Source organism: Parasphingorhabdus sp. (genome assembly GCF_039977335.1).
Classification (GTDB): Bacteria; Pseudomonadota; Alphaproteobacteria; order Sphingomonadales; family Sphingomonadaceae; genus Parasphingorhabdus.
The window spans coordinates 248602-272335 of sequence record NZ_JBDWDI010000003.1; the positions used below are offsets into that span (position 1 = coordinate 248602).

Annotated in this window: 25 protein-coding genes; 11 read left to right on the forward strand and 14 right to left on the reverse strand. The window is 52.0% G+C overall.

What is annotated here, in order from left to right; genetic code table 11:
• From ABJM21_RS07020 to ABJM21_RS07035, 4 genes are all read right to left on the reverse strand, one after another.
• A complete protein-coding gene (locus ABJM21_RS07020) occupies positions 1-438 on the reverse strand; it encodes a VOC family protein (RefSeq protein ID WP_348302125.1) in 438 nt (145 codons plus the stop codon).
• Entirely contained in the window at positions 435-782 is a 348-nt protein-coding gene (locus tag ABJM21_RS07025) for a metalloregulator ArsR/SmtB family transcription factor (RefSeq protein WP_348302124.1), read from the reverse strand. Before ABJM21_RS07025 ends, ABJM21_RS07020 begins: the two co-directional genes overlap by 4 nt.
• A 78-nt stretch (positions 783-860) precedes the next feature.
• A complete protein-coding gene (locus tag ABJM21_RS07030) occupies positions 861-1835 on the reverse strand; it encodes a calcium/sodium antiporter (protein WP_348302123.1) in 975 nt (324 codons plus the stop codon).
• Positions 1836-1846: 11 nt separating this feature from the next.
• Positions 1847-3070, reverse strand: coding sequence for an argininosuccinate synthase (locus ABJM21_RS07035; protein WP_348302122.1), 1224 nt, complete (start codon positions 3068-3070; stop codon positions 1847-1849).
• Positions 3071-3160: 90 nt separating this feature from the next.
• Between ABJM21_RS07035 and ABJM21_RS07040 the strand changes: the two genes are divergently transcribed.
• Positions 3161-3604 carry a DUF1801 domain-containing protein gene (locus tag ABJM21_RS07040; protein WP_348302121.1) on the forward strand — a complete coding sequence of 148 codons (444 nt, stop codon included), beginning with the start codon at positions 3161-3163 and terminating at the stop codon, positions 3602-3604.
• Between the two features lie 16 nt (positions 3605-3620).
• On the opposite strand, the gene ABJM21_RS07045 is transcribed toward ABJM21_RS07040, so the two are convergent.
• From ABJM21_RS07045 to ABJM21_RS07055, 3 genes are read right to left on the reverse strand one after another with little or no spacing between them, the layout of a single operon-like run.
• Positions 3621-4859, reverse strand: coding sequence for a cyclopropane-fatty-acyl-phospholipid synthase family protein (locus tag ABJM21_RS07045; RefSeq protein ID WP_348302120.1), 1239 nt, complete (start codon positions 4857-4859; stop codon positions 3621-3623).
• A 25-nt stretch (positions 4860-4884) separates the two neighbouring features.
• The gene (locus ABJM21_RS07050; protein WP_348302119.1) at positions 4885-5646 is read right to left on the reverse strand and encodes a molybdopterin-dependent oxidoreductase; all 762 of its coding nucleotides are present in this window, start codon (positions 5644-5646) and stop codon (positions 4885-4887) included.
• Positions 5639-6457, reverse strand: coding sequence for a cytochrome b/b6 domain-containing protein (locus ABJM21_RS07055; protein ID WP_348302118.1), 819 nt, complete (start codon positions 6455-6457; stop codon positions 5639-5641). The genes ABJM21_RS07050 and ABJM21_RS07055 overlap by 8 nt, the downstream gene beginning before the upstream one ends.
• Positions 6458-6680: 223 nt before the next feature.
• Here ABJM21_RS07055 and ABJM21_RS07060 point away from each other — a divergent pair, with 223 nt between their 5' ends.
• A complete protein-coding gene (locus tag ABJM21_RS07060; protein ID WP_348302117.1) occupies positions 6681-7244 on the forward strand; it encodes a porin family protein in 564 nt (187 codons plus the stop codon).
• Positions 7245-7359: 115 nt separating this feature from the next.
• Entirely contained in the window at positions 7360-7746 is a 387-nt protein-coding gene (locus ABJM21_RS07065; RefSeq protein ID WP_348302116.1) for a RidA family protein, read from the forward strand.
• 9 nt (positions 7747-7755) lie between these two features.
• On the opposite strand, the gene rlmN is transcribed toward ABJM21_RS07065, so the two are convergent.
• Positions 7756-9003: a 23S rRNA (adenine(2503)-C(2))-methyltransferase RlmN gene (gene rlmN / locus ABJM21_RS07070; protein WP_348302115.1), complete on the reverse strand. Its 1248-nt coding sequence runs from the start codon at positions 9001-9003 to the stop codon at positions 7756-7758.
• A 121-nt stretch (positions 9004-9124) separates the two neighbouring features.
• On the opposite strand from rlmN, the gene ABJM21_RS07075 reads away from it, so the two are divergent.
• Entirely contained in the window at positions 9125-10267 is a 1143-nt protein-coding gene (locus ABJM21_RS07075; protein WP_348302114.1) for a hypothetical protein, read from the forward strand.
• On the opposite strand, the gene ABJM21_RS07080 is transcribed toward ABJM21_RS07075, so the two are convergent.
• The 3 genes from ABJM21_RS07080 to ABJM21_RS07090 all read right to left on the reverse strand — a co-directional run bounded on the left by ABJM21_RS07080 (position 10244) and on the right by ABJM21_RS07090 (position 13260).
• Entirely contained in the window at positions 10244-11950 is a 1707-nt protein-coding gene (locus tag ABJM21_RS07080; protein ID WP_348302113.1) for a hypothetical protein, read from the reverse strand. The two genes, ABJM21_RS07075 and ABJM21_RS07080, sit on opposite strands and share 24 nt — an antisense overlap.
• Positions 11951-12115: 165 nt before the next feature.
• Positions 12116-12610, reverse strand: a complete 495-nt coding sequence (locus ABJM21_RS07085; RefSeq protein WP_348302112.1) for a hypothetical protein — start codon at positions 12608-12610, stop codon at positions 12116-12118.
• Positions 12607-13260, reverse strand: a complete 654-nt coding sequence (locus ABJM21_RS07090; protein WP_348302111.1) for a histidine phosphatase family protein — start codon at positions 13258-13260, stop codon at positions 12607-12609. Before ABJM21_RS07090 ends, ABJM21_RS07085 begins: the two co-directional genes overlap by 4 nt.
• Before the next feature lie 251 nt (positions 13261-13511).
• On the opposite strand from ABJM21_RS07090, the gene dnaN reads away from it, so the two are divergent.
• From dnaN to ABJM21_RS07105, 3 genes are all read left to right on the forward strand, one after another.
• Positions 13512-14627 (forward strand): DNA polymerase III subunit beta, encoded by a 1116-nt coding sequence (gene dnaN, locus ABJM21_RS07095; RefSeq protein ID WP_348302110.1) that lies wholly within the window; start codon positions 13512-13514, stop codon positions 14625-14627.
• Positions 14628-14758: 131 nt separating this feature from the next.
• Positions 14759-15163: a hypothetical protein gene (locus ABJM21_RS07100; protein WP_348302109.1), complete on the forward strand. Its 405-nt coding sequence runs from the start codon at positions 14759-14761 to the stop codon at positions 15161-15163.
• A 68-nt stretch (positions 15164-15231) separates the two neighbouring features.
• Positions 15232-16314, forward strand: coding sequence for a transporter (locus ABJM21_RS07105; RefSeq protein ID WP_348302108.1), 1083 nt, complete (start codon positions 15232-15234; stop codon positions 16312-16314).
• A gap of 74 nt (positions 16315-16388) precedes the next feature.
• Here the strand turns inward: ABJM21_RS07105 and ABJM21_RS07110 are convergent, their stop codons facing one another.
• Positions 16389-16778: a hypothetical protein gene (locus ABJM21_RS07110; RefSeq protein ID WP_348302107.1), complete on the reverse strand. Its 390-nt coding sequence runs from the start codon at positions 16776-16778 to the stop codon at positions 16389-16391.
• An 88-nt stretch (positions 16779-16866) separates the two neighbouring features.
• Here ABJM21_RS07110 and ABJM21_RS07115 point away from each other — a divergent pair, with 88 nt between their 5' ends.
• Positions 16867-17469, forward strand: coding sequence for a TetR/AcrR family transcriptional regulator (locus ABJM21_RS07115; RefSeq protein ID WP_348302106.1), 603 nt, complete (start codon positions 16867-16869; stop codon positions 17467-17469).
• A gap of 3 nt (positions 17470-17472) precedes the next feature.
• Here the strand turns inward: ABJM21_RS07115 and ABJM21_RS07120 are convergent, their stop codons facing one another.
• Positions 17473-19215 carry a D-aminoacylase gene (locus ABJM21_RS07120; RefSeq protein WP_348302105.1) on the reverse strand — a complete coding sequence of 581 codons (1743 nt, stop codon included), beginning with the start codon at positions 19213-19215 and terminating at the stop codon, positions 17473-17475.
• Positions 19216-19294: 79 nt separating this feature from the next.
• Here ABJM21_RS07120 and ABJM21_RS07125 point away from each other — a divergent pair, with 79 nt between their 5' ends.
• Entirely contained in the window at positions 19295-20185 is an 891-nt protein-coding gene (locus ABJM21_RS07125) for an alpha/beta hydrolase (RefSeq protein WP_348302104.1), read from the forward strand.
• A gap of 10 nt (positions 20186-20195) precedes the next feature.
• On the opposite strand, the gene ABJM21_RS07130 is transcribed toward ABJM21_RS07125, so the two are convergent.
• The gene (locus tag ABJM21_RS07130) at positions 20196-21503 is read right to left on the reverse strand and encodes an FAD-dependent oxidoreductase (RefSeq protein ID WP_348302376.1); all 1308 of its coding nucleotides are present in this window, start codon (positions 21501-21503) and stop codon (positions 20196-20198) included.
• Between the two features lie 315 nt (positions 21504-21818).
• Between ABJM21_RS07130 and ABJM21_RS07135 the strand changes: the two genes are divergently transcribed.
• Together ABJM21_RS07135 and ABJM21_RS07140 are read left to right on the forward strand one after the other, a co-directional pair.
• The gene (locus tag ABJM21_RS07135) at positions 21819-22586 is read left to right on the forward strand and encodes a CsgG/HfaB family protein (RefSeq protein WP_348302103.1); all 768 of its coding nucleotides are present in this window, start codon (positions 21819-21821) and stop codon (positions 22584-22586) included.
• An 80-nt stretch (positions 22587-22666) separates the two neighbouring features.
• Positions 22667-23695, forward strand: coding sequence for a beta-propeller fold lactonase family protein (locus tag ABJM21_RS07140; protein WP_348302102.1), 1029 nt, complete (start codon positions 22667-22669; stop codon positions 23693-23695).
• Positions 23696-23734: the final 39 nt, after the last annotated feature.

The following is a 23734-nucleotide window of genomic DNA, read 5'->3' on the forward strand; positions in this document are numbered from 1 at the left end:
TTAGTTCAAGCAGCACGCAGCGTCGGATTGACCGCCGCCAAGGTCCGGCAATTTCCCATAATGGGTGACCTGTCCGTCTGTGTAAAAGGCTTCCCAGATCAGGCCGTCAGGGTCCTGTGTCCAGTTTTTCTCTGATGAGGCATAGCAGCAGGTGGTCGCACCTTCCTCAAACCGCGGACCGGCGGCATTCTGCACCCGCTCATAGACCGATTGCAGTTCTTCCGGGCTTTCTGCTTGCAGGCCGACATGGGCGATGCCGGTTTCGCCACCAGTGGCGTCACTGACAGGCTCGATTGAGAAATTGATGTACGGATCGTCCAGCATCCACTTGATATAATCGGGTTTCACCACGGCTGGCTGCTCGCCGAACAGGTTGGCATAATAAGCGCGGGATTTTTCGAGGTCCGAGACTTTCAGGTTCAGGTGAAATCTTTTCATGCGTCTTGTCCTTCCATACATGCATCAGCTGCATCGGCCGACTCACAGCCGTCACCTTCGCAGCAATTTTCCAGGAGAAACGCCATCAACTGGTTCATCGCCTGAAAATCGGCGCGATAGATGATCGAACGGCCATCCCTTTCATCGCTGACTACACCGCCATTTTTGAGGTGCGACAGGTGAAAGGATAGCGAGCTGGCCGGCATATCGAGCTTTTTCGCGATCTGTCCGGCAGGCAGTCCGCTGCGCCCCGCCTGCACCAGCAAGCGGAATATCGCCAGGCGATGTTCCTGCGCCAGTGCGGAGAGGGCGTCGACGGCGGTGTGGCTTCGAATCGTTTCCATATTTCCAGTATTATCGAAATATGAACGTAGAGTCAATCTCCGCGGCCCTTTCGCAAACTTCAGTCCCTAGGGAAGGCCTTAGACCGCCACCACATTGTAAACGAGCTGCGCGATATAGATGATCAAGAGGACCGCCCCCTCCCACCGCGTTATCCGCCGACCTGTAGCAGCAAAGATCATCAACAAGACTGAGATAGCAATCAACAACGGCAGACCATAGTTGGTGATCTCCCCCGGAATGGTTCCCGGCGCAATCACCGCCGTAACCCCGCCAATTAGCAGCAAGTTGAATATGTTCGAACCCAGCACATTACCCAGCGCAACAGCACTCGCGCCCTTGTAAGCCGCAATGACCGAAGTCACCAGTTCCGGCAGTGAGGTTCCGATTGCGATGACCGTCAAACCGATGACAGCCTCGCTCATGCCAACAAAGCGCGCCAGATCCACAGCCCCCTCAACCAGCCAGCGGCCGCCAGCTACGATTAGAACTATTCCGCCAATCAGGATGGCAACAGAACGCCACAACGGTTCCTCATCGTGCAGATGTGTATCGGTAACTTCGAGCGACTCGGCTTTTTCATGGAGCGCACTAGCCCCGGCAGGTTGGGTCTTCTCAGCCCAGTAGGCGTAACTGAGATAAGCGCAGAGCAAAATTAGAAAAGCGACACCGATAGTGACAGTAATGCCACTGGTACTGGCGACAAACCAGAGAATGATCGTTGCCGCCAACGCCAAACCGCCGTCACGCCACAAAGGTCCGCGCGGCACGACCATCGGCAATATCAGCGAGGCTGTACCCAGAATTAGCAAACTGTTGGCGAGATTAGATCCCACGACATTACCCCAGGCGATGCCAGGCGATCCTGCTCGCGCAGCTTCTACACTGGCCACCAATTCAGGCGCAGAAGTCCCGAAACCGACGATGGTAAGACCAATGAGCAGCTGCGACATACCTGCCCGCTCGGCGACACGCACGGCGCCGCGAACCAGCAATTCGCCACCGACAATCAGGACAACGAAACCGACCAATAAGGTGAAAATCGCAATCAACATGTCAGGTCAGTTCAACCGTCACGCTTGCCAAGCAAACGAAGCCGCAAGGCGTTGAGTTTGATAAAGCCTTCCGCATCTTTCTGATCATAAGCGCCGGCATCATCCTCAAAGGTCACCACATCTTCGCTGTAGAGATTGAAATTCACATCCGCCTTGCGACCCACAACGTTCACGGAGCCTTTGTAGAGCTTTAACCGAACCGTTCCGGTCACACGTTCCTGGCTCTTGTCGATCGCTGCCTGCAACATCTCTCGCTCTGGCGCGAACCAGAAGCCATTATAGACAAGCTCTGCATAGCGCGGGGCCAATTCGTCTTTCATATGCGCTGCGCCACTATCAAGGGTCAGCTGCTCAATCCCGCGATGCGCGGCGTGATAGATCGTTCCGCCGGGCGTTTCATACATACCGCGTGATTTCATACCGACAAAGCGGTTCTCGACCAGGTCGAGCCTGCCAATGCCATGCTCGCGGCCATAATCGTTGAGCTTTTCGAGCAAGGTCGCCGGGCTCATTCCTTCGCCGTTAATTGCAACACCATCACCGCGTTCAAAGTCGATAGTGATATATTCCGGCTTGTCCGGCGCGTCTTCGGGATTATTAGTCCGCGAATAGACATAATCCGGCACTTCTTCCCAAGGGTCTTCGAGCACTTTGCCTTCGGACGATGTGTGAAGCATATTCGCGTCGGTTGAGAAAGGCGCTTCCCCGCGCTTGTCCTTAGGCACCGGTATCTGATGTTTCTCGGCAAACTCGATCAATCTTGTCCGACTGGTCAAATCCCATTCGCGCCACGGAGCAATTACCTTCACATCAGGGTTCAAACCATAATAACCAAGTTCAAAGCGAATCTGGTCATTGCCTTTACCCGTTGCACCATGGGACACCGCGTCGGCTCCGGTCAGCTTGGCAATTTCAATCTGGCGCTTGGAAATTAGCGGGCGGGCAATCGATGTGCCGAGCAAATAAAGCCCTTCATAAAGCGCATTGGCGCGCATCATCGGAAAGACATAGTCTTTCACAAATTCTTCGCGCAGGTCGTCAATAAAGATATGTTCCGGCTTTACCCCCAGCAACTCTGCCGTCTTGCGCGCTGGTTCCAGTTCTTCGCCCTGCCCTAGATCGGCGGTAAAGGTCACCACCTCACAGCCATATTCCTGTTGCAACCATTTCAGGATAACACTGGTATCTAGACCTCCGGAAAAGGCCAAAACCACACGCTTGACGGAATCGCTCATGCTCATACTTTCAAAAAAAAGAATAGCGGCGCGCCTAACAGGCTCCATATTTGTAAGCAATATGATATGCAGGGTTTAGAGGAGGAAAACATGGCAACAGCGGAAAATAAGACGAAAGAAAATGACGGCGATGTGACCGCATTCATTGGCACGGTGGAGCACGAGGGCCGCCGACAAGATGCTGTGGAATTGCTCGATATCTTCAAGAATATAACAGGTGAAGAGCCGAAAATGTGGGGCGACAGCATCGTTGGATTTGGCAGCTATCATTACAAATATGATTCTGGCCGTGAAGGCGATATGTGCCGATCAGGCTTTTCACCACGAAAGCAGAATCTCAGCCTTTACGTGTTAAGCTGCACCAGCGAACAAGAGAACAAAGCGAAACAAGCGGAACTCCTCAAAAAGCTCGGGCCGCACAAACGTGGATCCTCTTGTCTTTACGTCACTCGACTTGATCGTATCGATCGGGACGTACTGGCAGAACTTATTGCATTCGACAAAGAGGCGATGGACAAAAAATATCCTCAATAGTGGATATCCAAACTAATCAACCACGCAAATTCTGCTCGGCTTCCCCAATATAATCGCGCGTCAATGGCAGCGTATGCCGGTTGCGACTGAACTGAATTTGATAGTTACACATGCTGCCACTTTCAAAAGCAGCGGTGGCACCAGCCAGATAGAAGGTCCATAGGCGGAAAAACCGCTCATCATAAAGTGCAACAATCTTATCTTTGTTCGCCACCGTCCGCTTATACCATTCACGCAAGGTCAGTGCATAATGCAGCCGTAGCGTCTCGATATCGGTGGCCATTAATCGGAAATGCTCGCTCGCTTCGACCGTCTCGCTCAGAGCCGGGATATAGCCGCCCGGAAAAATATATTTGCGAGTAAAAGCGTCAGTTGTTCCAGGCTTTCCCATCCGCCCGATCGTGTGGAGCAACATCACCCCATCATCGGTCATTAGATTGGTAGCACAACGGAAAAAGGTTTTGAAATTTGGAGTACCGACATGCTCGAACATGCCAACTGAGACTATCCTATCAAACTGCCCGGCTTCCCGCTCGGCAAGGTCGCGATAGTCAATCAGCTCGAATTTGACCTTGTCCGCAACACCCTCTTTTTCTGCTCGCTCTTGCGCGACTTTTAGCTGCTCTTCGCTTAGCGTAATGCCCAGCACTTCAACGCCGAATTTCTGATTCAGATAAAGCGCCATACCGCCCCAACCACAGCCTATATCAAGCACTCGCTGCCCGGCTTTCAGGTCCAGTTTTGCGGCGATATGCGCCTTCTTGTCCACCTGTGCTTGTTCAAGCGTATTGACCGGATCGGTCCAATAGGCACAGCTATACTGCATGTCTTCATCGAGAAACAGTTCATAGAGATCGCGACTAAGGTCATAATGATGGGCGACATTGGCCTTTGATCGACGCTGTCCGTTGATACTATCCAAACGCCCAGCGATCAGGCTTTTCGCTTTCTTGAAAACACTAGGATCGCTGAGGCGACCGCCCCGCTCCCATCGCCGATTGGCGCGCAGCAGCTGGATAAGCTCCATGATGTCCCCTCGCTCCATGATCAGGCGCCCATCCATAAAAGACTCAGCCGCTCCCAAACGCGGGTCCAGTATTATCTGACGCATCACACCCTTGTCAGCCAGGCGCACCGTAACATCTGGGAAGCCTGCTTCGGATTTTCCGAATTCTTCCTTCAAGCCATCCGGGTGAATGACGGCGATTGACCCTCTTTTGACAACGCTCCCTAAAAAGCGACCTAAAATGGACATTCATATGTTCCTTCAGTATTCTTCATCAAATCCCGGCGTACCATTCATAATTGGCTACATCTTCCCAATAGCCGCCCTTGCCTGAACCAATATTGTCCAAGGTCGCAACCGCCTCGATCGCCGTCACATATTTGGCATGTTTATAGCCCAATTGCCGCTCCACCCGCAGACGCAAGGGCGCGCCATTTTCAATCGGAACAGCTTCACCATTTAACCGGTGCGCCATTATGGTCTGGGGATGAAAGGCATCAAGCAGGTCGATACTCTCATAATATGGCCGTCCGCCAAGCCGGTCTGCACAATGGAAGACCAGAAATTTCGCCCTATCCTGTAATTGCGCCAGATCGAGCAACAATTTGAGCGGCACGCCTGTCCATTGGCCAATCGCGCTCCACCCTTCCACACAGTCATGACGCGTGATCTGGGTGCGCTGCGGCAACGATTGCAACGCCGAGAGAGAGAAATTTTGCGGTTTTGCGAATAGACCAGTCAGGCGCAATTGCCAGTCAGCAAAGCCCTGCGCTGCACTTGCTGTATAATCATCTGTGCCTGGATCGCGGGTTCCATTGGCGCGAAATTTCGGTGACAAATCGGCGATACTATATTCACTGGCCAACTCCATCCGATCGCCCAAGGCACGTTGAACAAGGAAACTGGCGTCCTCGGCACTAGCTAGAATATTCTGAAAACCTGGATTGCGGCTGAGCGCATCGCAACCGCTAAGCAAACCACCAGCGCCAAGAGCTGCACTTGTAAGGATTGACCGCCGGGTGAGCAACTTACGCATCGTCAACCTCTTCTCTTTTGCCGCCAGTTATCATGGCCCATGTTTGCTTCAATGGCCCTGCGAGAACAAGGGTCACCATATGGACAATGAAAAATAGGACCAAAAGAAACATACCGATAAAATGAATTGACCGCGCCGACTGCCGCCCACCAAATATATCCGTCAGCAACGGCCAGTTCGCGTCCATAGCCGGCGACATGGCAAGTCCTGTAAAGATCATCAACGGCAGTAAGATGAAGATCACTCCAATATAGCTGAGTTTCTGCAGAATATTATAGATATTGACGGCACCAGATTTGTGGAACCGTAACCGCATATGGTTTTTGACATCCCGCCAGATATGCGACGGTCGCCATTCGGCGCGAGTGATGTGCAAGTCTTTTTGTACATGCCGATTGAACAGCGAGCGGATCATGAAAATCGCTAATCCGACGCTAAAAATCCAAGCAAAGAAAAAATGCCAACGCCGCCCTTCGGCCAAGCTATAGTAAGACGGTATGGTTGCCCAACCGGGAAAAGCCCAAGTCTGTATTTTGCCGTCGCTATCTCGCCAATTCCCGATGAGGCCGGTTGTTTCAATCTTGATCTCGCCAATTCTCACATAACCAAGGGTTTGTGATGATCCCACAGCCGCCCAAGCATAATCATCATTGGCCCCATATTCACCCCAATAAAGGCGTGGGTGGGCGTTAAAAATCGTCAGCCCACTCATCAGCAAAACAAGCAAGGATAGCGCATTTATCCAGTGCCACAACCGGGTGGTCAACCGGTGGCGCTTCTCTAGGCTATTTTCTGAGTCTCTCTTTTGCATTTGCACCATATTACCTAATGGTTCGCGGTTTACGAACAAAAGGTTACTCAAAAATGTGGCGGATTTATCACTGAATACTAAACAATCTGAAAATTCTTTTTCAACACCAATAAATCTATTTACTGTCAGACTAAGTATTTTTATCTGATCGCTCAGTTTCGGTTCTTAATATTCAAAATAAAATAGCCTGAACTTATTATTTATCTCAAGGGCAATCAAAAAAATGAAAAACATTATTCTTGCGGCTTCGGCTGCGGCTTCCTTCGTTGCAACCCCAGCCATGGCGCAGGATCCTAGCGATTTTTCGGGCTTCAAGGCTACGGCGGTAGTCGGTTACGATAATGTGGACTTTGGCGCAGTGTTTATCGGAATTGAGCGTTTGGAATTCAAAAATGCGCAGGGTCTCATATATGGCATCAATGTCAGTTATGATCGCCAATCCGGTAAATTTATATATGGCGTCGAGCTGGAAGCGAATGATTCAGCTGCTGACGTAGACAATCAATTTCTTGGCCAAATCGAAATGGGACGTGAACTATATGCTGGCGGACGTGCTGGCTTCGCGGTCAGCGACAATGCTCTAGTCTATGGCAAAGCGGGCTATGTTAATGCGCGGTTGCGCACGGTTGGCTTTCAAAGCATCGGTCTGGATGGTTTCCGACTGGGTGCCGGCGCCGAATATAAGCTAAAAAGGAACTTGTTCGTTCGCGCAGAATATCGTTACTCTGAGATCGACCGCGGAGTAAAACGCAACCAAGGCGTTGTAGGGCTTGGCGTGAAATTCTGATCCAAATATTGATATGATTTGAAAAGAAGGTGAGCAACATACTCACCTTCTTTTTATAGTCAGGGCATATCTTTAAGGTTGGGCTTCTGCCAGAATCGCGTTAAATGATATGGCCATGAAAAACAGACAAGTCATCGAACTAGATCCCGACCCCCTCGCCCGATACGCCATCGCCCCCGGTTGGCGCGTGGGTGATCTATTATTCCTGTCGGGTCAGGCTGCCATTGATGAAGCTGGCAAAATAATCGGAGCGAATGACTTTGATCGGCAAGTCGCCCAAACTTTCGCCAATATCGATCGCGTTCTAGAAGCGGGCGGTAGCCGCCGTGATAAAATCGTCAAAGTCACAATCTATCTGACGGACATGGCCAACTTTCCGAAAATCGTTGAAGCGCGGAAGCATTATTTTTCCGAGCCTTACCCAGCCGATACGATTGTCGAAGTCAAAGCGTTGGCGCTACCAGAATTGATGGTCGAGATTGATGTTATTGCGGCTGCATAAAGCCGGATATCACCCCAAGGCGGCTTGTTTTTCTTCGGCCAAGCGATCCAGTTCAGCCCGGCTTTTCTTTTCACTGGCCGACTTTAGCTGACCGCAGGCAGCCATGATGTCACGGCCACGTGGCGTCCGCACGGGAGCGCTAATGCCTGCATCAAAGACAATCTTGGAAAACGCCTTGATCCGCTCCGGCGTCGAACATTCATAGGCGGAACCGGGCCAAGGGTTGAACGGGATCAGATTGACCTTCGCCGGCAAATCATATTGCCGCAGCAGGTTAACCAGCTCTCGTGCATCTTCGTCGCTGTCATTCTTGTCTTTCAGCATGACATATTCAAACGTGATACGGCGGGAATTGCTGGAGCCCGGATAATCGGCACAGGCTTGCAGCAGTTCCTCGATCGAATATTTGCGGTTGAGGGGGACGATTTCGTCGCGTGTTTCTTTGTTTACGGCATGGAGCGATATAGCCAAATTGACGCTAATTTCTTCGCCAGCCCGAGCGATCATCGGCACCACACCGCTAGTCGACAAAGTAATCCGGCGGCGCGACAGCGCCAAACCGGCACCATCCATCACAACCTTCATAGCATCGCGAACATTATCGAAATTGTAGAGCGGCTCACCCATGCCCATCAGCACAATATTGGTCAGCAGGCGCCCGTCAGATTTATAGGCTTGATTATATTCTTTGGTGTTTTCTGCCTCTTCTTCGTCGGCAAAATCCATCACACCCTTGGGCCACTCGCCCAGAGCATCACGTGCGAGCATCACTTGTCCGACAATCTCCCCGGGGGTCAGATTACGCACTAGCCGCATTGTCCCGGTATGGCAGAAGCGGCAATTGAGCGTGCAGCCCACTTGCGACGAAATACACAATGTCCCGCGATCTTCATCTGGAATGAAGACCATCTCATAGTCCTGTTTATCGGCCGATCGCAGCAACCATTTGCGTGTCCCATCTTCTGACAAATGCGCCTCGACAATTTCGGGCCTTCCAATCACAAACCGCTCGGCCAACCAAGGGCGCAGGGTTTTGCTCATATCCGTCATCATCGCAAAATCAGTGATGCCGCGATGGTACATCCAATGAAATAACTGTTTAGAGCGCAGCTTACCCTGCTTCTCATCTAGGCCAGCCTCGATCAACACATTCCGAATTTCAGCGACACTAAGGCCAATAAGGTCCACGCGCCCATCTTCACGGGGCGTGACTTTGGCGGGAAGCGGAACGGGATCAATATGGCCGGGAATCTGCATAGCCGCGCATATAGGGAGAGACACAGCGAAAAGCTAGGTCACTTCGATCAGCAAATGCCAAAGCCGATATTGCTGGCGAAACGCTCTAGACAGCGCTTGTTGCCACCCATAAGAAACCGGCATGCGCTTTGGTCTTCTGATACAGCTCTTGCTTGTAGCGACAATACCGGCTTGGCAACCAGTCGTTGCGCAGTCCACAGAGACACAGCAAGTTCCACCGGCATCAGGTTATGAGGAACCGGAACTAGTCGATCCCGATCTGCCGTTGATCGAACAGCAGCGTCCTGAAATTTTGGACTATGACATTCCCGTCTACCGGCGCGGCGATCTATCATCCTGCCAAGCCGATGCCACTTATCAGCTGGACGATGTAATCAAAACATGCTGGCCAATATTGCAGGCTGCCCAACTTTTCGTCCAGCTTGAATTTGCGGTTTATGAAGCAAAAGAGAGTCTACGGAAAAACAAAGATAATATCGCATCCAACAAAGTAAAAGCTTTGAAATTTGCCGAACAACTCAAAGGGTTGATCGGAGAGCCGAAATTTCCGCTTGAGCACTATTATCTGGAGAAAAACTATCGGGCAAAGGGGCAGTTGCACGCCGCATTTGACGAACATAAACAAGCGCTTCAAGCCACAAACAAGCGTGTCGACTTGCTCATCCACATGCCCGTTTATGACATGGAATTTCATCTTGCCTTCGCCTGGCATGATCGGACCAAATATCTTTTGGAGCTCGGCCGCCGCGACGAGGCGCGAGAAAATTTTGAAGCAAGCTTTCCACTGCTGTTTACGCGCAGCGGCTATAAGAATGGCTTGCCGATATCCAACCATAGCGAAACCATCATAACCGACGCTTTACACAACGGGGATAATGCTTTCGCATTGAGCAGCATTAACAGGTACCTGGCAGTCGCACGGAATATGGATAAAGGGATGCAGTTCGGTTTAATCGAACATATTGACCTGAAAATATATATGCTTGCGGGGCGCGGCCAAGTGAAGGGAGTGATGGCGCTGATTAACGAGCGCAATACCGAATATGGTGACATTTATTCGCGATGCCCCATCGTTGGCCGATATTTTCCTTATGTCGTCGCTCCTCTCCACAAAAACCCCAAAATTGCTGCAAAACTCTCGGCCATGAAATGCAGCGCAAAATCTCTTGCAAAAATGGATGAAGTCGCTGGCAATGGTATTTTCAGTTACAATGGAAAAACGCTGCTTCTACCGGCGCGTTCAGAGACGCGAACCTCTAAGTGAAACATCAGCCTTCGCCCAGATAACATCCAAAGCGGCCCGCGCCTTTGCGGCTTCCTCCGTCTTACCCTGACCGTCCAATGAAGCTGCCAGCCCCGACATGGACCAACCATTCCGCGGATAATCTTTCAGGTCACGGCGATAAACTGCCTCGGCCTCGGCAAATTTACCGGCATCGATAAAGGCCTGCCCTAGCGACTGTCGCGAAGGATAATACCAGAAAGGCGGCTCCATATAGGGTAGTGCATCCTGCTTATCGACGGCACGCTGAAAATGCTCGGCAGCAACCAAGGGTTCGCCAGATTTCAAAGCAATTTCACCTTGCAACAAATCATCAGCGATGTTGAGCAATACGCTGGCCGGATAATCTGCATTGTCGAGAAAGCGGATCTGCACGGTGTCCTTGACCGCTGCCAACTTCGCCTGCTCCTCCTTTGCGCGAGCGCTATCACCCATATTGGCAAGCGCAATGCCCCTAGCATAGCGCCAAATCGCATTCGAATAGTCAAGATTCTCAGGCGGAGCTGGCTCGGCCATGACTTCCGACCATTTGCCAAATTGGGTCAATGTAAGAAGCGGGATCGTCTTGAAAAACTCCACAGTCGGGAATTGCTCAATCTGCTCTAGTCGGACATTGGCTGCGAGTTTCTTTGCCGAACTGATCGCCATTTTGCTCTGTCCAGCCATGCTGGTTGCCGCCCACAGAAAATGGATATTGTGGGGATAATAAAGTGCCGGGTAAAAACCCTGCGCGTTGCAGGCCGCAATATATTCCTCGTCGACGGCAGCAGCCCGAATGTTGGCCTTAGCCGCATCATCATAGCGCCCAACCCGCCAGTAAATATGCGCGGGCATATGCACCAGATGCCCGGAGCCCGGGACCAAGCCGGTCAAAGCATCTGCTTCGTCTTCGGCCCGGCCTGGATCTTTGGATGCTTCCACCGCATGAATATAGAGATGTAATGCCAGCGGATGCTGCGGACTACGCGCGATAATCCGTTCCAGCGCTCCAATTACTTTTTCGGTCTCCGGCTTTGGTTTGCCGTCCGTAGACCAGTAATCCCAGGGCATAGTATTCATCAACGCTTCGGAATAGATTGCTGCCGCGTCGTCATCTTCCGGAAAGGTCTCAACCACTTTGCCCATGGCTTCAGCATAAGCGAGATCCAAAGTCTCCCGATCAGTTGTTGGATCGCCATTGTAACGCTTGGCCTGCGCCTCGATCAGCGCTTGCTCCAATGGCGAAGCATTACCCTTCAATGCCAGTCCACGCTGGATGGCTTTATGGGCCGCGCGGCGATCGTCATCGCTCATGACTGCCTTGCCCTTGCTCGTCACATTGATATTGGGTCCAGTCGCCAACGCTTCACCCCAAAAACACATGGCGCATTCGGGATCGAGCTTTTGCGCGGCACGGAATGAACGAATACTCTCGGCATGATTAAAACCAAAGGCGAGCACCATGGCTTGGTTGAAATAGCGTTTTGCGCCTTCCGATGATGTTGTGATCGACCGGTTGTAGTCGCCCATACCTTCGAACAATGGCGCTCCGGCCTGCTTCACAAGATCGGCATCAGAACGGGCTTCAGCCGCCGCTGACTTACCTGAAACCCCATTTGCAAACCCGCTCGATGACACGGCCAATGACAGAAACGTCGCACCCAATAAGATCGTCGATTTTTTCATGAATCCCTCCCAAGAGTCATTACAGCTTGAATATCAGTTAAACACTGACACGCCCGAAGAAGCATAGGATATTTTGTCCGATTTATCGAATTTATCGCAATTTTCTCGCGGTTCAGCTTAAGCCAGCAACTGAGTATCGCTAATTTAACCGGTCACAGGCGCGAACTATCTTAGCCGCGAACAGCCTAATGACGCCGCATCTATTGCCGTCGCTGCTCCACGCAGAAGATAAGCATCCACAATCGGTTTTCCATCCCGGCCAGTGCTTTCAATCGTCATGCTGTTAGCCGAGCGCAACGCCGCAATGATCGCTGCATCCATGCGTTTGTCCTGTGACCATCCATCCGAACGATTGGCGGTTAACTGGAAGCGGCGGCCACCTATACCAACCATTACCCTGCTGTTGCTCGACCGATCCCGGCTTAGCCGCACGTGGAACTGGGCACGAATATTTCGTTTCGGCCAGAAACCGACCGACACGTAGGATTTGCGTTCCGCCTTACCTGTAATCTCCTCTGACTCCGCAAGAGCATAGCAGCGAGGGACGTTCGGATCTCGAAAAGCACCCCAGCTGTTAAAAATTCCGAGTGAGTCTTTTGCCGCAATCGGTCCCGACAGCGCAGCACAGCAAAATACCAAAAGGACACTCAAAGCCCTCATGCCTTTTCGCCCTCGCCTGCACCAAGATACACGATTGTTTCCACGCCATCGACAATTTGTACCATAGATCCTTGAGGCAGGCTTTCAGCCATTGGTGCATCGATCAATGCCAACGGAGAACGGCCAGTCAACATGCCGCGCAAGACCCGGCTAGTCATACCATGGCTGATGAGGAGCATATCGCGTTCAAATCTCTGATCCGCAATCCAACGAGATAGCCTTCTTACTATATCACTATAGGTTTCCCCGCCCGGCGCCTGCGTGAGGAACAACCCCTGATCATGATCAATCCTCAGCTTGCCATTCAAATCATTATAATAAATACCTTCCCAATCACCCATATCGATTTCCCGCAAGCGTGGGTCGGCGGCGACCTGATGCCAGTCCGCTTCGATATGCTCGCAGACGACTGACAGGGTTTGCAGTGCCCGGCCGGTGTCGGAGGCGACCAGTTCCAACCCGGAAAACCCGTTCAAATAGAGCGCCAGAGCCCGCCCCATTTCATCGGCCTGTGCAAAGCCGCGCTGAGTCAGTGGGGTATGCGCATCATTACCCTGAATTCGCCCTGCGAGATTGAAAATTGTCTCGCCATGACGCGCTATGAACAGGCGTTTTCCTCCCGTGCTCAGATCGCTACTTAAACTGCTCATATCTATGATCTAATTTGTCCCTGGACCGTGCATTTGGTCATTATCTTTAGCGGGTTTAGCGGCATTATGGGTTTTTTCCACAGATTTTCACCGCAATATCTTTCTTCACCTTTGCATCAGGCTTGCCCTATTGGTTGATATTGTTAATGAAGCGGTGACTATCTGTGAATCTGGCGGAGTCTCTCGCGACGCCCCTCACACAGCCACTAGGGCGGAAAAACCGCCCAGCGACAGGAAATGAAGGACGGTTTATGAAAGCGACAATTGAACGCGCAGCACTGCTGAAAAGTCTGGGCCATGTCCAGTCGGTGGTTGAGCGGCGCAACACGATCCCCATATTGTCCAATGTACTGATCGAAGCCAGTGAAGGCGGCGGCATCAAATTGATGGCAACCGACCTTGACCTACAAGTCGTCGAAACCGTTGACGCACAAGTCGAAACGGCCGGGTCGATTACCGTCTCTGCACATACGCTGTTCGACATCGCCCGAAAGTTGCCAGACGGTTCGCAAGTGCAAATGGATGCAGCTGACGGCAAGATGAAAGTCAATGCAGGCCGTGCGCGGTTTAACCTGCAAACCCTGCCCCGCGATGATTTTCCGATCATTGCCGAGGGCGATTTACCGACCAGTTTTGAACTGCCAGCCGCGTCGCTGGTACAGATTATCGACAAAACCAAATTTGCGATCTCAACCGAGGAAACGCGCTATTATCTGAACGGCATTTTCCTGCACGTTCAGGATGAAGAGACACCGGTATTGAAAGCCGCGGCGACCGATGGCCATCGTCTGGCTCGTGTCACCCTGCCCCGTCCAGCGGGAGCAGAAGGCATGCCGGATGTCATCGTTCCTCGCAAATGCGTGAACGAACTGCGCAAGCTACTCGATGAGAATGGCGAAGCTTCAGTCCAGATTGACCTGTCTGCTAGCAAGATTCGCTTCACTTTGGGTACAGCAATCCTGACCAGCAAGCTGATCGACGGAACCTTCCCGGATTATACACGCGTCATTCCAACCGGAAATGACAAGATTCTGAAAATCGATCCGAAAAGCTTCGCACAAGGCGTCGACCGCGTATCAACCATCGCCACCGAGAAGACGCGTGCGGTCAAGATGGCGCTAGGCGATGACAAGATCACACTGTCGGTTACTTCGCCCGAAAATGGTACAGCGGCCGAAGAAGTGCCTGGTGCTTACAAAGAAGACAGTTTCGAAATCGGCTTTAACTCGCGCTACCTGCTTGACATATTGAGTGAGATTGAGGGCGACAATGTCGAACTCCATCTGGCTGATGCCAGCGCGCCAACGCTAATTCGTGAAAATGATAAGTCACCGGCCCTCTATGTGCTGATGCCAATGCGCGTCTAAATTGGGTCGGAATATAGCTCCAACAGCGCAATTTTTTAGCCGATTGTCGAATCAAGACTAGTAAGAAGTTTTCTGCCGATTTATAGTCCGACGGCAATCACGCAGTTTAACGGCGATCATTCCTTCAATTCATGCAAATCAAAATAGCATCTTACCTGATCGCCTTGCTTTCTGTGCTATTGGGCTCTCTTGCACCGCAAGGCTTCATGCCGACGCGCACAATCGATGGCTTTTCCATCGAACTATGTTCGGGTCACGCCAATAAGAAGCTAGCCATAACGTCGGACCATCCCGACTATGCGCTACTCGCAATCGTCTATGGTGGTCCAGAGCAGCAAGACACGCCTGCTCCTGAAACAGAAGGCTCTGTCTGTACCTATGCGGCCGCTTCTGGCGCAACACTACTCGCATCTGCGCCGACAATTGCGCTAACTGACCTGATAGCTGCCCTGCACGAACCCACGGCGGAGCGCCATTTTGTGATCCGCAACCGGATCAATATTCCGCCAGCGACCGGACCACCTGCTACCGTCTGACCCCCCACTTATTGGTCCTTTGGGAAAAGTCCCAATGACCAGAAATCAGACAATTGCAGGAAAAATCCATGAAATATTCACTGCGTGCAGGGGCGCTAATTGCTGCCTGCCTTTCTACTCCTACTCTTGCCCATGATGTTATGGCAGATGATCACGCACCAATTGGTGTAATGGCCGACCATGCGCATAAGAAGGGTGAGATCATGTTCTCCGTCCGCCATATGCATATGGAAATGAGTGGCAATCAGATCGGGACGGACAGCGTCTCTCCCGAAGATATCGTGATGACTATCCCCAACCGCTTTTTTGGTGCTCCGGGCCAGCCACCAACCTTGCGCATCGTGCCAACATCCATGCGTACCGACATGACCATGGTGGGCGCAATGTATGCGCCGACGGACTGGGTCACGCTGATCGCTATGGGCAGCTATGTCCAAAAGGAGATGGAGCACACGACTTTTGCAGGTGGAGCCGGGACCAATGTACAAGGCGAATTTACAACTAGTCCCGAAGGCTTTGGCGATATTACCCTTGGCGGTATTTTCCCGATACTCGGCGTAGCCGATCGCAAAGGTGACAAGCAACGGGAACTGAACGTTCGCGCAGCGGTTTCAATCCCCACCGGATCAACCAGCGAAACGGCACAAATCCTACCGCCAATGGGCGGAGAACCAACGGTGCGGGTGCCCTATATGATGCAAATCGGCTCGGGCACATGGGATCTCAAACCGTCGATAACCTATAAAAGTTGGCATGGTTCAATCGGATTGGGTTCGCAATATGCAGGAACCATTCGAACGGGAACCAATGACCAAGGCTACCGTTTTGGCGATGTCCATGAGCTAACCACCTGGATCAGCTATCGTCCGGCGCAATGGATCAGCCTGTCCGGCCGCGTAAAGGGCCGCACCACCAGCCGGGTTCAAGGTATGGATCCGATGATCATGGGACCGGTGCAAACCGCCAATCCTGACTTTCAGGGCGGTGAGCGTGTTGACGTGATCGGCGGCATCAATCTCGTCGGCACCCACGGACCACTTGCGGGCCATCGTCTTGGTATCGAAGTCGGTGCACCGGTCTATCAGGATCTTAACGGTCCTCAGATGACGGGCGACTGGATGTTTACCATCGGTTGGCAAAAAGCCTTTTAGACGACTAAAGAACGGGACCCGGAGCGAATCCGGGTCCCGCAGTTTTCCTGTGGGTTGAGAATGTGGAAGCCTTATCAGACAGGCTGCCAGGCACGGGATAACCCGAACAGGATTGGGTAACTCAGAGCGATGACAATGAAGGTCGTGGCAATTCCCCAAGGGACTTGATCCGATTTACCGGCCATGACCAACGGCAAAACAAAAACCAGCAGCCACAGACTTTTGTAGAATATTTGGATCACGATAATTGGTGCAAAGAAGCGCGGTGCAAACAAGCCAGCAGTTGAGCCAACCAATATCGCCAGCCAAAAACTCCCGACCAGCAACCGCAGGCCCGTTGATTCATCTACCTTGCCCTCAAAAACACTGGCAACACCGCTACCAACAAACATGTTCCAGCAGATCGCCATAAGGATCAGGATATTCGCGATATAGGCAATGTAGAGAAGGTTGACCCGGTTCATTTATTGCTCTCCAGACAGCTGATTTCAGCCCAGTATTATCTTAATGAATAATCCTCATTAAGATAATACCATTGCCAAGGCAACGCTAATGAACAATATTCACTTGATGCAGAAAGCCAAACGCCAGCGCAATCCCGACGCCAAACGACAAGCGATCCATGAAAGCGCCATCGCGCTTTTCTCAGCCAAAGGTTTTGAACAGGTCACCATCGCTGAAATTGCCAAAGCGGCGAACATAGCCGTTGGGACAATTTATCGCTTCTACCCCAATAAAAGCGCAATATTAATTGCGATTTCCGAGATACTAGAACAGCAATTTATAGCAGTCATGCGCGAAGCATGGTCCGGCGATGTTCCCTATTCCGAACGGTTTAACCAAATGGCCAGTGCCTTGTTCGCAATCATTTCCGACAAGCGGGAAGAGATTGTCCTTCTGTCGTTAGTGCAAGGACATATCATCGAAAATGGAACTATCCCCGGGGCCGCGATCAGGAAAGAAATCGCTGCGTTACATCAGGACGGTGTCAATCATGGTGGCTTCACGCCCCATGACAGTGATCATTTTGCTGCTATCGCCCATGGCATGGTGGAGGGAGCCATGCGCCAATGGCTACAAAATCCAACCCGTGAGAATCATCACGCTCTTGAAGCTATGCTGGCCGAATTTTTAAGGCATAGCGCAGGCGTCTAACCCTTATTCCGCCGCTTCGAGAATCTCGACATTTTGCGGACCACGGATCAAACCGCCAGGACGCTTGTCGGTCACAGTGCCACCTTTGAACGTTACTTGTCCGGACTTGATGGTGTAATCATAGCCATCTGCCTTTTGCAGCAAGCGCTTCCCGCCGGCTGGAAGATCAAAAGCGAGCCATGGCTTGCCAAGTTTGATCCGATCCATATCGATGACATTCACATCCGCCAGATAGCCGGGTTTCAATACGCCGCGGTCATTCAAACCATAAAGGCGAGCCGTATCCAGACATTGCCGCTTGATCGCATTCTCGATTGTGATGGTACCGCGCTGGCGATTTTTAACCCAATGCTCGAGCATGAATGTCGGGCTGGCTGCATCACAAATCGTACCGCAATGGGCACCGCCATCTGACAGGCTGTTCACCGTATCATCAGCATGTTGCAACGGGTGGAGAAAGTCGAGATTACCATCAATATAGTTAAGAATCGGCAGATAGATAAGGCCCTTACCCTCATCAGACATCAACAAGTCATAAGCATATTCCGCTGGCGTAACACCCGCGGCATTGGCCCGGGCATTGATGCTTTCGTCGGCGGTTGGTTCATAGTTGAAGCCATCATCCATCTGATAATGCATCGCCCAGCCATCGGTAACGATGAACTGTACCGGAGCCATATCAACATTTTCTGCTGGTAGGCTGGCTTCTCCAATCAGCTTGGCCTTGAACTCGGGATCGCTGAGCCGGGCATATTTTTCTTCCCATGATAGCTCGGCAATCGTTTCCCAACTTGGCTTGCGAACAAAGGGGTGAACGGTTCCCTGCCACGCCATGATGATGCCGTTTCCACGCAAGGCTATCTGCGCAACTATATTTGCGCCGTTGTCGTTTTCGGCGCGCATATTGGCAATTTGCTCTTCCAGCGGCTGATCCTTGGCAATCGATTGCAGCGCGGCAAATGTCACCGGTAGGCCGGTCTCACGGCTGAGGTCACCCATCCAGCCGAATTCGTCCCATTCGCGGTTCAAGTCGCTGGCCATTTCAAACACGCCGTAGCCGACCCGGCCCATGGCGCGGCCAATACCGATCAATTCCTCTTTGGTCGCCGTTGTCCCGGGAACAAGCTCTCCATCAACAGACCGATGCAGCACGGTGCGAGATGTTGAAAAACCCAAAGCACCAGCTTTCAATCCATCTTCAACGATCTTGGACATCTGCTCAACATCTTCGTCAGTCGGCTCCGCACCGGGCTTCTCGCGGTCGCCCAGCACGTAGGCACGAATGGCTCCATGCGGAACATGGGTTGCGACATCAATGGTGCGCGGTAGTTCCTCCAACGCGTCCATATATTCGGGAAAAGTTTCCCAATTCCATTTCATTCCTTCGGCCAGCGCCGTACCGGGAATATCCTCCACGCCTTCCATCAGGCCAATCAGCCATTCATGTTTGTCCGGTTTGGCAGGCGCGAAACCAACCCCGCAATTGCCCATCACAACCGTTGTCACACCGTGCCAACTGGAAGGTGCCATTTCATCATCCCAGGTCGCTTGCCCATCATAATGGGTATGAACATCGACAAAGCCAGGGGAGACAATCTTACCGGTTGCATCAATTTCTTCACGGCCTTCAGAGGTCACCGTGCCGACCAGAGAAACACGATCACCATCAATGGCAACATCTGCGGTAAAGGGCTCACCGCCTGTGCCATCAACCACTGTACCGCCGCGAATTACCAGATCATGCATCGAGTCTCTCCTGAATATTTTGGCACGGAATAGCAGATTTAACTGGATGATTAAAGCCATCTCCTGTTAGACGTTCTTTATGACAAGCTCGCCTTCCTGGAATCCTGACCCTGAAAGCGGCATCGCGATTAATTGGGTCGAAGCCAATGGCCAAAGCTTTGAAGTCGCACAAGCCGGCCAAGGTGATAAATTGGCTCTATGTCTGCACGGTTTTCCGGAACTCCATTATTCGTGGCGATTTCAAATCCCGTTGCTGGTGGAGCAAGGATATCGCGTCTGGGCACCGAATATGCGCGGCTATGGTGGGTCCAGCAAACCGGCGGCGGTGCGGGATTATGCGTTGGATCATCTTTGCGCCGATGTAGCGGCCCTGATCGATGCCAGCGGCGCAGAAGAAGTCACACTCATTGCGCATGACTGGGGAGCGATTGTCGCATGGGCTTTTGCAATACAGAAAACTCGTCCCCTCAAACGCTTGGTTATCATGAACGTCCCTCACCCGATGGTGGGAAAGCGCGAAATACGACATTGGCGTCAGCTCAGGCGCAGTTGGTATATTTTCTTTTTCCAGACTCCATGGTTGCCAGAATTTCTGATCTCCCGCCGCAATGGCAAAGCGATTAAAGGCGCTTTTTCCAATATGGCCCGTGATCAAAGCAACTTTCCGAATGCAGCATTGGAGGTTTTCGCCAAAGCAGCGATGAGGCCGGGTTCATTGACGGCCATGATCAACTATTACCGTGCTTTGCTGCGGCATGGAGATACAGTTGATGTTGAGGATAAAATTCTCGACACCCCTACCCTGATGATCTGGGGTGAAGAGGACAGCGCACTGAATATCCGCTGTACAGAAGGCACCGAACAATGGGTTCCGAATTTCGAGATCCATCGCCTGCCAGGCGTATCCCATTGGGTGCAGCAGGAAGCACCCGAGCAAGTCAATGCCATATTGCGAAACTGGCTGCGCTAGCTTTCTTGGTTTAGCTTTTCCGGGCAGCAATCATATCGGCAATATCGGTAAACTTCTCTCGCGGCGCCCCTTCCCGGGCATTAGCGACCTCGGCTTCTTCAATTTTCTTCCAGTCACGGAATGTTACCGCCTCCACACCACGGCGTTCAAACAGACGGTCCAATCCTTTGCGGCCTTCCTTATTATTCCCTGCCCCGATGTCTTCTGCCACGGCTTCGATAATCGCAAAGCCATCTGGCTTGTTGGTGCCGATGGTTCCACTCGGCCCGCGCCTTGCCCAACCGACACAATAGAGGCCCGGTAATATCCGGCCATCGACATTGGCAAAGCGGCCGCGGCCATGTTCATAAGGCACGCCCTCAATCGGCGGCGTACGATAACCGATGCAACTGATCACCATGGAACAGTCGAGTTCATAACGCTCACCGGTACCTTGGGAGCGTAGGTCCGCATCCAGTTCTGTTTTCTCGATGATCAGTTTTTCAACTTTATCGCCCCCCTCAATCGCAACGGGCATCGCGAAAAAGTCAAAATCAATCTTAACCGGTTTCTCGCGCAATTCGCCGGCACGAGCAAAAAAGCTGCGCAAATGGGTGACCGATTTACGCATGCCCGGTTCCAACATCGCATCCGCACCCTCATCCGGAAAATCCAGCGTATCGATAACAGGCCGCGCACGCTCGAGATGACCCAGTTCGCCCAGCTCCTTAGGCGTCATTGCAATTTGATGCGGGCCGCGTCGCCCGAGCAATGTGATTTTTTCAACATTGCTCTGCTTCAACTGGTCGAGCGCATGGCCAACAATGTCGCTGCCCGCAAACTCACTCGCCGTCTTCGCCAATATCCGAGCAACATCCAGCGCAACATTACCATTGCCAATCACCGCCACAGATTTGCCGTCCAGAGGCGGGTCTAGATCTTTGAAATCGGGATGGCCATTATACCAACCGACAAAGGCGGCACTACCGATCACACCGGGTAGATCACTGCCTTCAATTTCCAATGGTCGATCATTGGGCGCGCCTGTTGCCAATATCACAGCATCATAAAAGCCCTGCAATTCTTCGATGCTAACATCGTCCCCGACCGTCACATTACCGATAAAATGCACATTGTCCCCCAGTGCCGTTTTTTCGTAACGCCGGGATACTGCTTTGATCGATTGATGGTCAGGAGCCACGCCTGTTCGGATCAAACCAAAAGGAACAGGCAGCCGGTCTATAATGTCAACGGTAACATCATCCCCATATTTCTTTTGCGCCGCTTCAGCCGAATAATAGCCCGCAGGCCCCGACCCAATGATCGCGATATGCCGCATGCACGTTCCTCCCAGACTCAAGGTCATCTATCTTTCCATGCATGCTAACGGCATAATTATAAAAGGAAAGAGTTACGGCCTGTGACTATCTTTTTGGTTGGCAGACAGATCAAAATTGAGCATGTCTAAAACGTGCTATAGATCACAATCAGGAAAGCCTATTACCGTTAAACCATATTACAGTATCCAAATATTGCATTGAGCTTTGTATCGCTGTGTATCTTTTGGAATCGCAAACTCTTCTGCCGCGTGGCAAGGGACTGATCGGTTCAGTTCATTCATACAGGCAGGGTATTTTTAACCGGAGGGAAAATCATGTTAAAGAAAATCATTACTGCCGTAGCTGTGTCATCCATGGCGCTCACAGGCGGGACTGCACTGGCAGCCGGAAAATCCAAAGGGCAAAAAGCGCAGGAACGCGGCGTCGCTGAAATTCCTGTTTGTTACAAAAAACTGGGTACAATTGCGATTGTCGAACCCGAACAACGCTGGTGGGTTAGCTATAAGCTCGGATCGCCAGAAGCATTGATCAAGACCTTTGTGGCGCGCTCAGGCTGTTTCGGTCTGGTTGACCGTGGCCGCGGCTTGGCGAGCAGAGCGGTCGAACGCGCACTGGCGGACTCAGGCGAATTGCAGCGAGGGTCCAATATCGGCAAACGTCAAGTGAAGGCAGCAGACTATGTCATCGTACCCGACATTATTTCAGCCAACGCCAGATCTGGCGGCGGCGGCGTTGGCGGCGCTCTTTTGGGCGGCCTTAGTCGCCGGGCCTTTGGCGGCGTATTTGGCGGCGTGAAGGTCAACAAGAAAGAAGCCAATGTGACGCTCTCGCTTGTGAACGTCCGCACCACTGAAATGGAACGCATCACAGAGGGCTATTCCCGTAAGTCTGATCTGAAATTCGGTGGCGGCGGAGGCGGTTTCTTCGGCGGTGCACTCGCTGGCGCGGCTGGCGGCGGTTATACCGACACCCAAATTGGCCGAGTCATGGCCCTCGCCTATCTTGATGCTTATACCAAAATGGTGTCGCAGCTTGGTGGTCTTCCCGAAGACGCCAGTGCGGCTGCACCAGAAGCGGAATAGATACGTCTGGTCTTTTGAGATAAAACATCCCCGGCACGGCTTTTTCGCTTTGCCGGGGATTTTTTAAGGAGATGGCAGAAATGAATAGATTTGCATTTGCTTTGATGTCAGCAATTTTATTTGCCTCTTGCTCCGCCTCTGCGGAGCAATCGCCACCCTATAAGCAACATCCAGCGGAAATCTTGCTGGTGGGTAACAAGGGCGAGGATAGCCTTAGCTTTATTGATCTGAAAACAGGCCGTGAAGTAGCCCGCCGCGATACCGGTAAAAATCCGCATGAAGTTGCAATTTCACCGGATGGACGCCTCGCGGCCATTGTGTCCTATGGCGCGCAGCATATCGATATTTTCGATATCGCCGCGCGAGAGAAAATCGAAACCATCGATCTCGCCCCCAATAAAAGCCCCCATGGTATAGTTTGGCTTGGTGACGGCCGGATCATCGCCTCGACCGAGGGTAGCGACAGCATCGCCATCGTTTCCCCGCCGACAGGGGAAAGCCAAACACGTCAAGTCAGCCAAATTTCGACCGGACAAAAAGGCAGCCATATGGTGGTGGTAACACCCGATAAGAGCCGTGCCTTTGTAAGCAATATGCAATCCGGTACCGTCAGCGTTCTTGATCTGGCAAAAAGCAGCAAGATCACCGACCTGGCTGCTGGCACCGAACCGGAAGGTATCGCGATCACGCCAGATGGTGCAACCGTGTGGGTTGCTGATCGCCGCGGAGATAGCTTGCGCGTATTTGACGCACAGACGCTTGAAGAACTAGCCATTCTTCAAACCGGTAAATTCCCGATCCGAGTAGCAATAAGCCCTGATGGAAAAACCGCAGTGACTTCCAACTATGCTGACGGCGCGCTTGGGCTTTTCGATGTTACGAAACGTGAGCCCAAAGGCGAAATAAAGATCAGTGGCACTTCGAAAGCCGGCCAAGTCACCATTCTTTTCTCACCCGACGGTAAGCGGCTTTACGTTGCCGAAACCGGGTTGAACCGGATTGCTGAGATTGACATGGTCGAAGGCAAATTATTGGGCCGACTGGCCGGGGGAACCAATGGCGATGGCTTGGGTATCGCTGGAACCCATGGAGCGCCCCAAACCGACTAGGGTGAAGCCCGACACTATTGGCAAAATTATTTTTCCGGG

Coding starts and splice junctions, on each gene's coding strand:
- ABJM21_RS07020 (WP_348302125.1), bottom strand. CDS start 438: ATGAAAAGATTTCACCTGAACCTGAAAGTCTCGGACCTCGAAAAATCC.
- ABJM21_RS07025 (WP_348302124.1), bottom strand. CDS start 782: ATGGAAACGATTCGAAGCCACACCGCCGTCGACGCCCTCTCCGCACTG.
- ABJM21_RS07030 (WP_348302123.1), bottom strand. CDS start 1,835: ATGTTGATTGCGATTTTCACCTTATTGGTCGGTTTCGTTGTCCTGATT.
- ABJM21_RS07035 (WP_348302122.1), bottom strand. CDS start 3,070: ATGAGCGATTCCGTCAAGCGTGTGGTTTTGGCCTTTTCCGGAGGTCTA.
- ABJM21_RS07040 (WP_348302121.1), top strand. CDS start 3,161: ATGGCAACAGCGGAAAATAAGACGAAAGAAAATGACGGCGATGTGACC.
- ABJM21_RS07045 (WP_348302120.1), bottom strand. CDS start 4,859: ATGTCCATTTTAGGTCGCTTTTTAGGGAGCGTTGTCAAAAGAGGGTCA.
- ABJM21_RS07050 (WP_348302119.1), bottom strand. CDS start 5,646: ATGCGTAAGTTGCTCACCCGGCGGTCAATCCTTACAAGTGCAGCTCTT.
- ABJM21_RS07055 (WP_348302118.1), bottom strand. CDS start 6,457: ATGCAAAAGAGAGACTCAGAAAATAGCCTAGAGAAGCGCCACCGGTTG.
- ABJM21_RS07060 (WP_348302117.1), top strand. CDS start 6,681: ATGAAAAACATTATTCTTGCGGCTTCGGCTGCGGCTTCCTTCGTTGCA.
- ABJM21_RS07065 (WP_348302116.1), top strand. CDS start 7,360: ATGAAAAACAGACAAGTCATCGAACTAGATCCCGACCCCCTCGCCCGA.
- rlmN (WP_348302115.1), bottom strand. CDS start 9,003: ATGCAGATTCCCGGCCATATTGATCCCGTTCCGCTTCCCGCCAAAGTC.
- ABJM21_RS07075 (WP_348302114.1), top strand. CDS start 9,125: ATGCGCTTTGGTCTTCTGATACAGCTCTTGCTTGTAGCGACAATACCG.
- ABJM21_RS07080 (WP_348302113.1), bottom strand. CDS start 11,950: ATGAAAAAATCGACGATCTTATTGGGTGCGACGTTTCTGTCATTGGCC.
- ABJM21_RS07085 (WP_348302112.1), bottom strand. CDS start 12,610: ATGAGGGCTTTGAGTGTCCTTTTGGTATTTTGCTGTGCTGCGCTGTCG.
- ABJM21_RS07090 (WP_348302111.1), bottom strand. CDS start 13,260: ATGAGCAGTTTAAGTAGCGATCTGAGCACGGGAGGAAAACGCCTGTTC.
- dnaN (WP_348302110.1), top strand. CDS start 13,512: ATGAAAGCGACAATTGAACGCGCAGCACTGCTGAAAAGTCTGGGCCAT.
- ABJM21_RS07100 (WP_348302109.1), top strand. CDS start 14,759: ATGCAAATCAAAATAGCATCTTACCTGATCGCCTTGCTTTCTGTGCTA.
- ABJM21_RS07105 (WP_348302108.1), top strand. CDS start 15,232: ATGAAATATTCACTGCGTGCAGGGGCGCTAATTGCTGCCTGCCTTTCT.
- ABJM21_RS07110 (WP_348302107.1), bottom strand. CDS start 16,778: ATGAACCGGGTCAACCTTCTCTACATTGCCTATATCGCGAATATCCTG.
- ABJM21_RS07115 (WP_348302106.1), top strand. CDS start 16,867: ATGAACAATATTCACTTGATGCAGAAAGCCAAACGCCAGCGCAATCCC.
- ABJM21_RS07120 (WP_348302105.1), bottom strand. CDS start 19,215: ATGCATGATCTGGTAATTCGCGGCGGTACAGTGGTTGATGGCACAGGC.
- ABJM21_RS07125 (WP_348302104.1), top strand. CDS start 19,295: ATGACAAGCTCGCCTTCCTGGAATCCTGACCCTGAAAGCGGCATCGCG.
- ABJM21_RS07130 (WP_348302376.1), bottom strand. CDS start 21,503: ATGCGGCATATCGCGATCATTGGGTCGGGGCCTGCGGGCTATTATTCG.
- ABJM21_RS07135 (WP_348302103.1), top strand. CDS start 21,819: ATGTTAAAGAAAATCATTACTGCCGTAGCTGTGTCATCCATGGCGCTC.
- ABJM21_RS07140 (WP_348302102.1), top strand. CDS start 22,667: ATGAATAGATTTGCATTTGCTTTGATGTCAGCAATTTTATTTGCCTCT.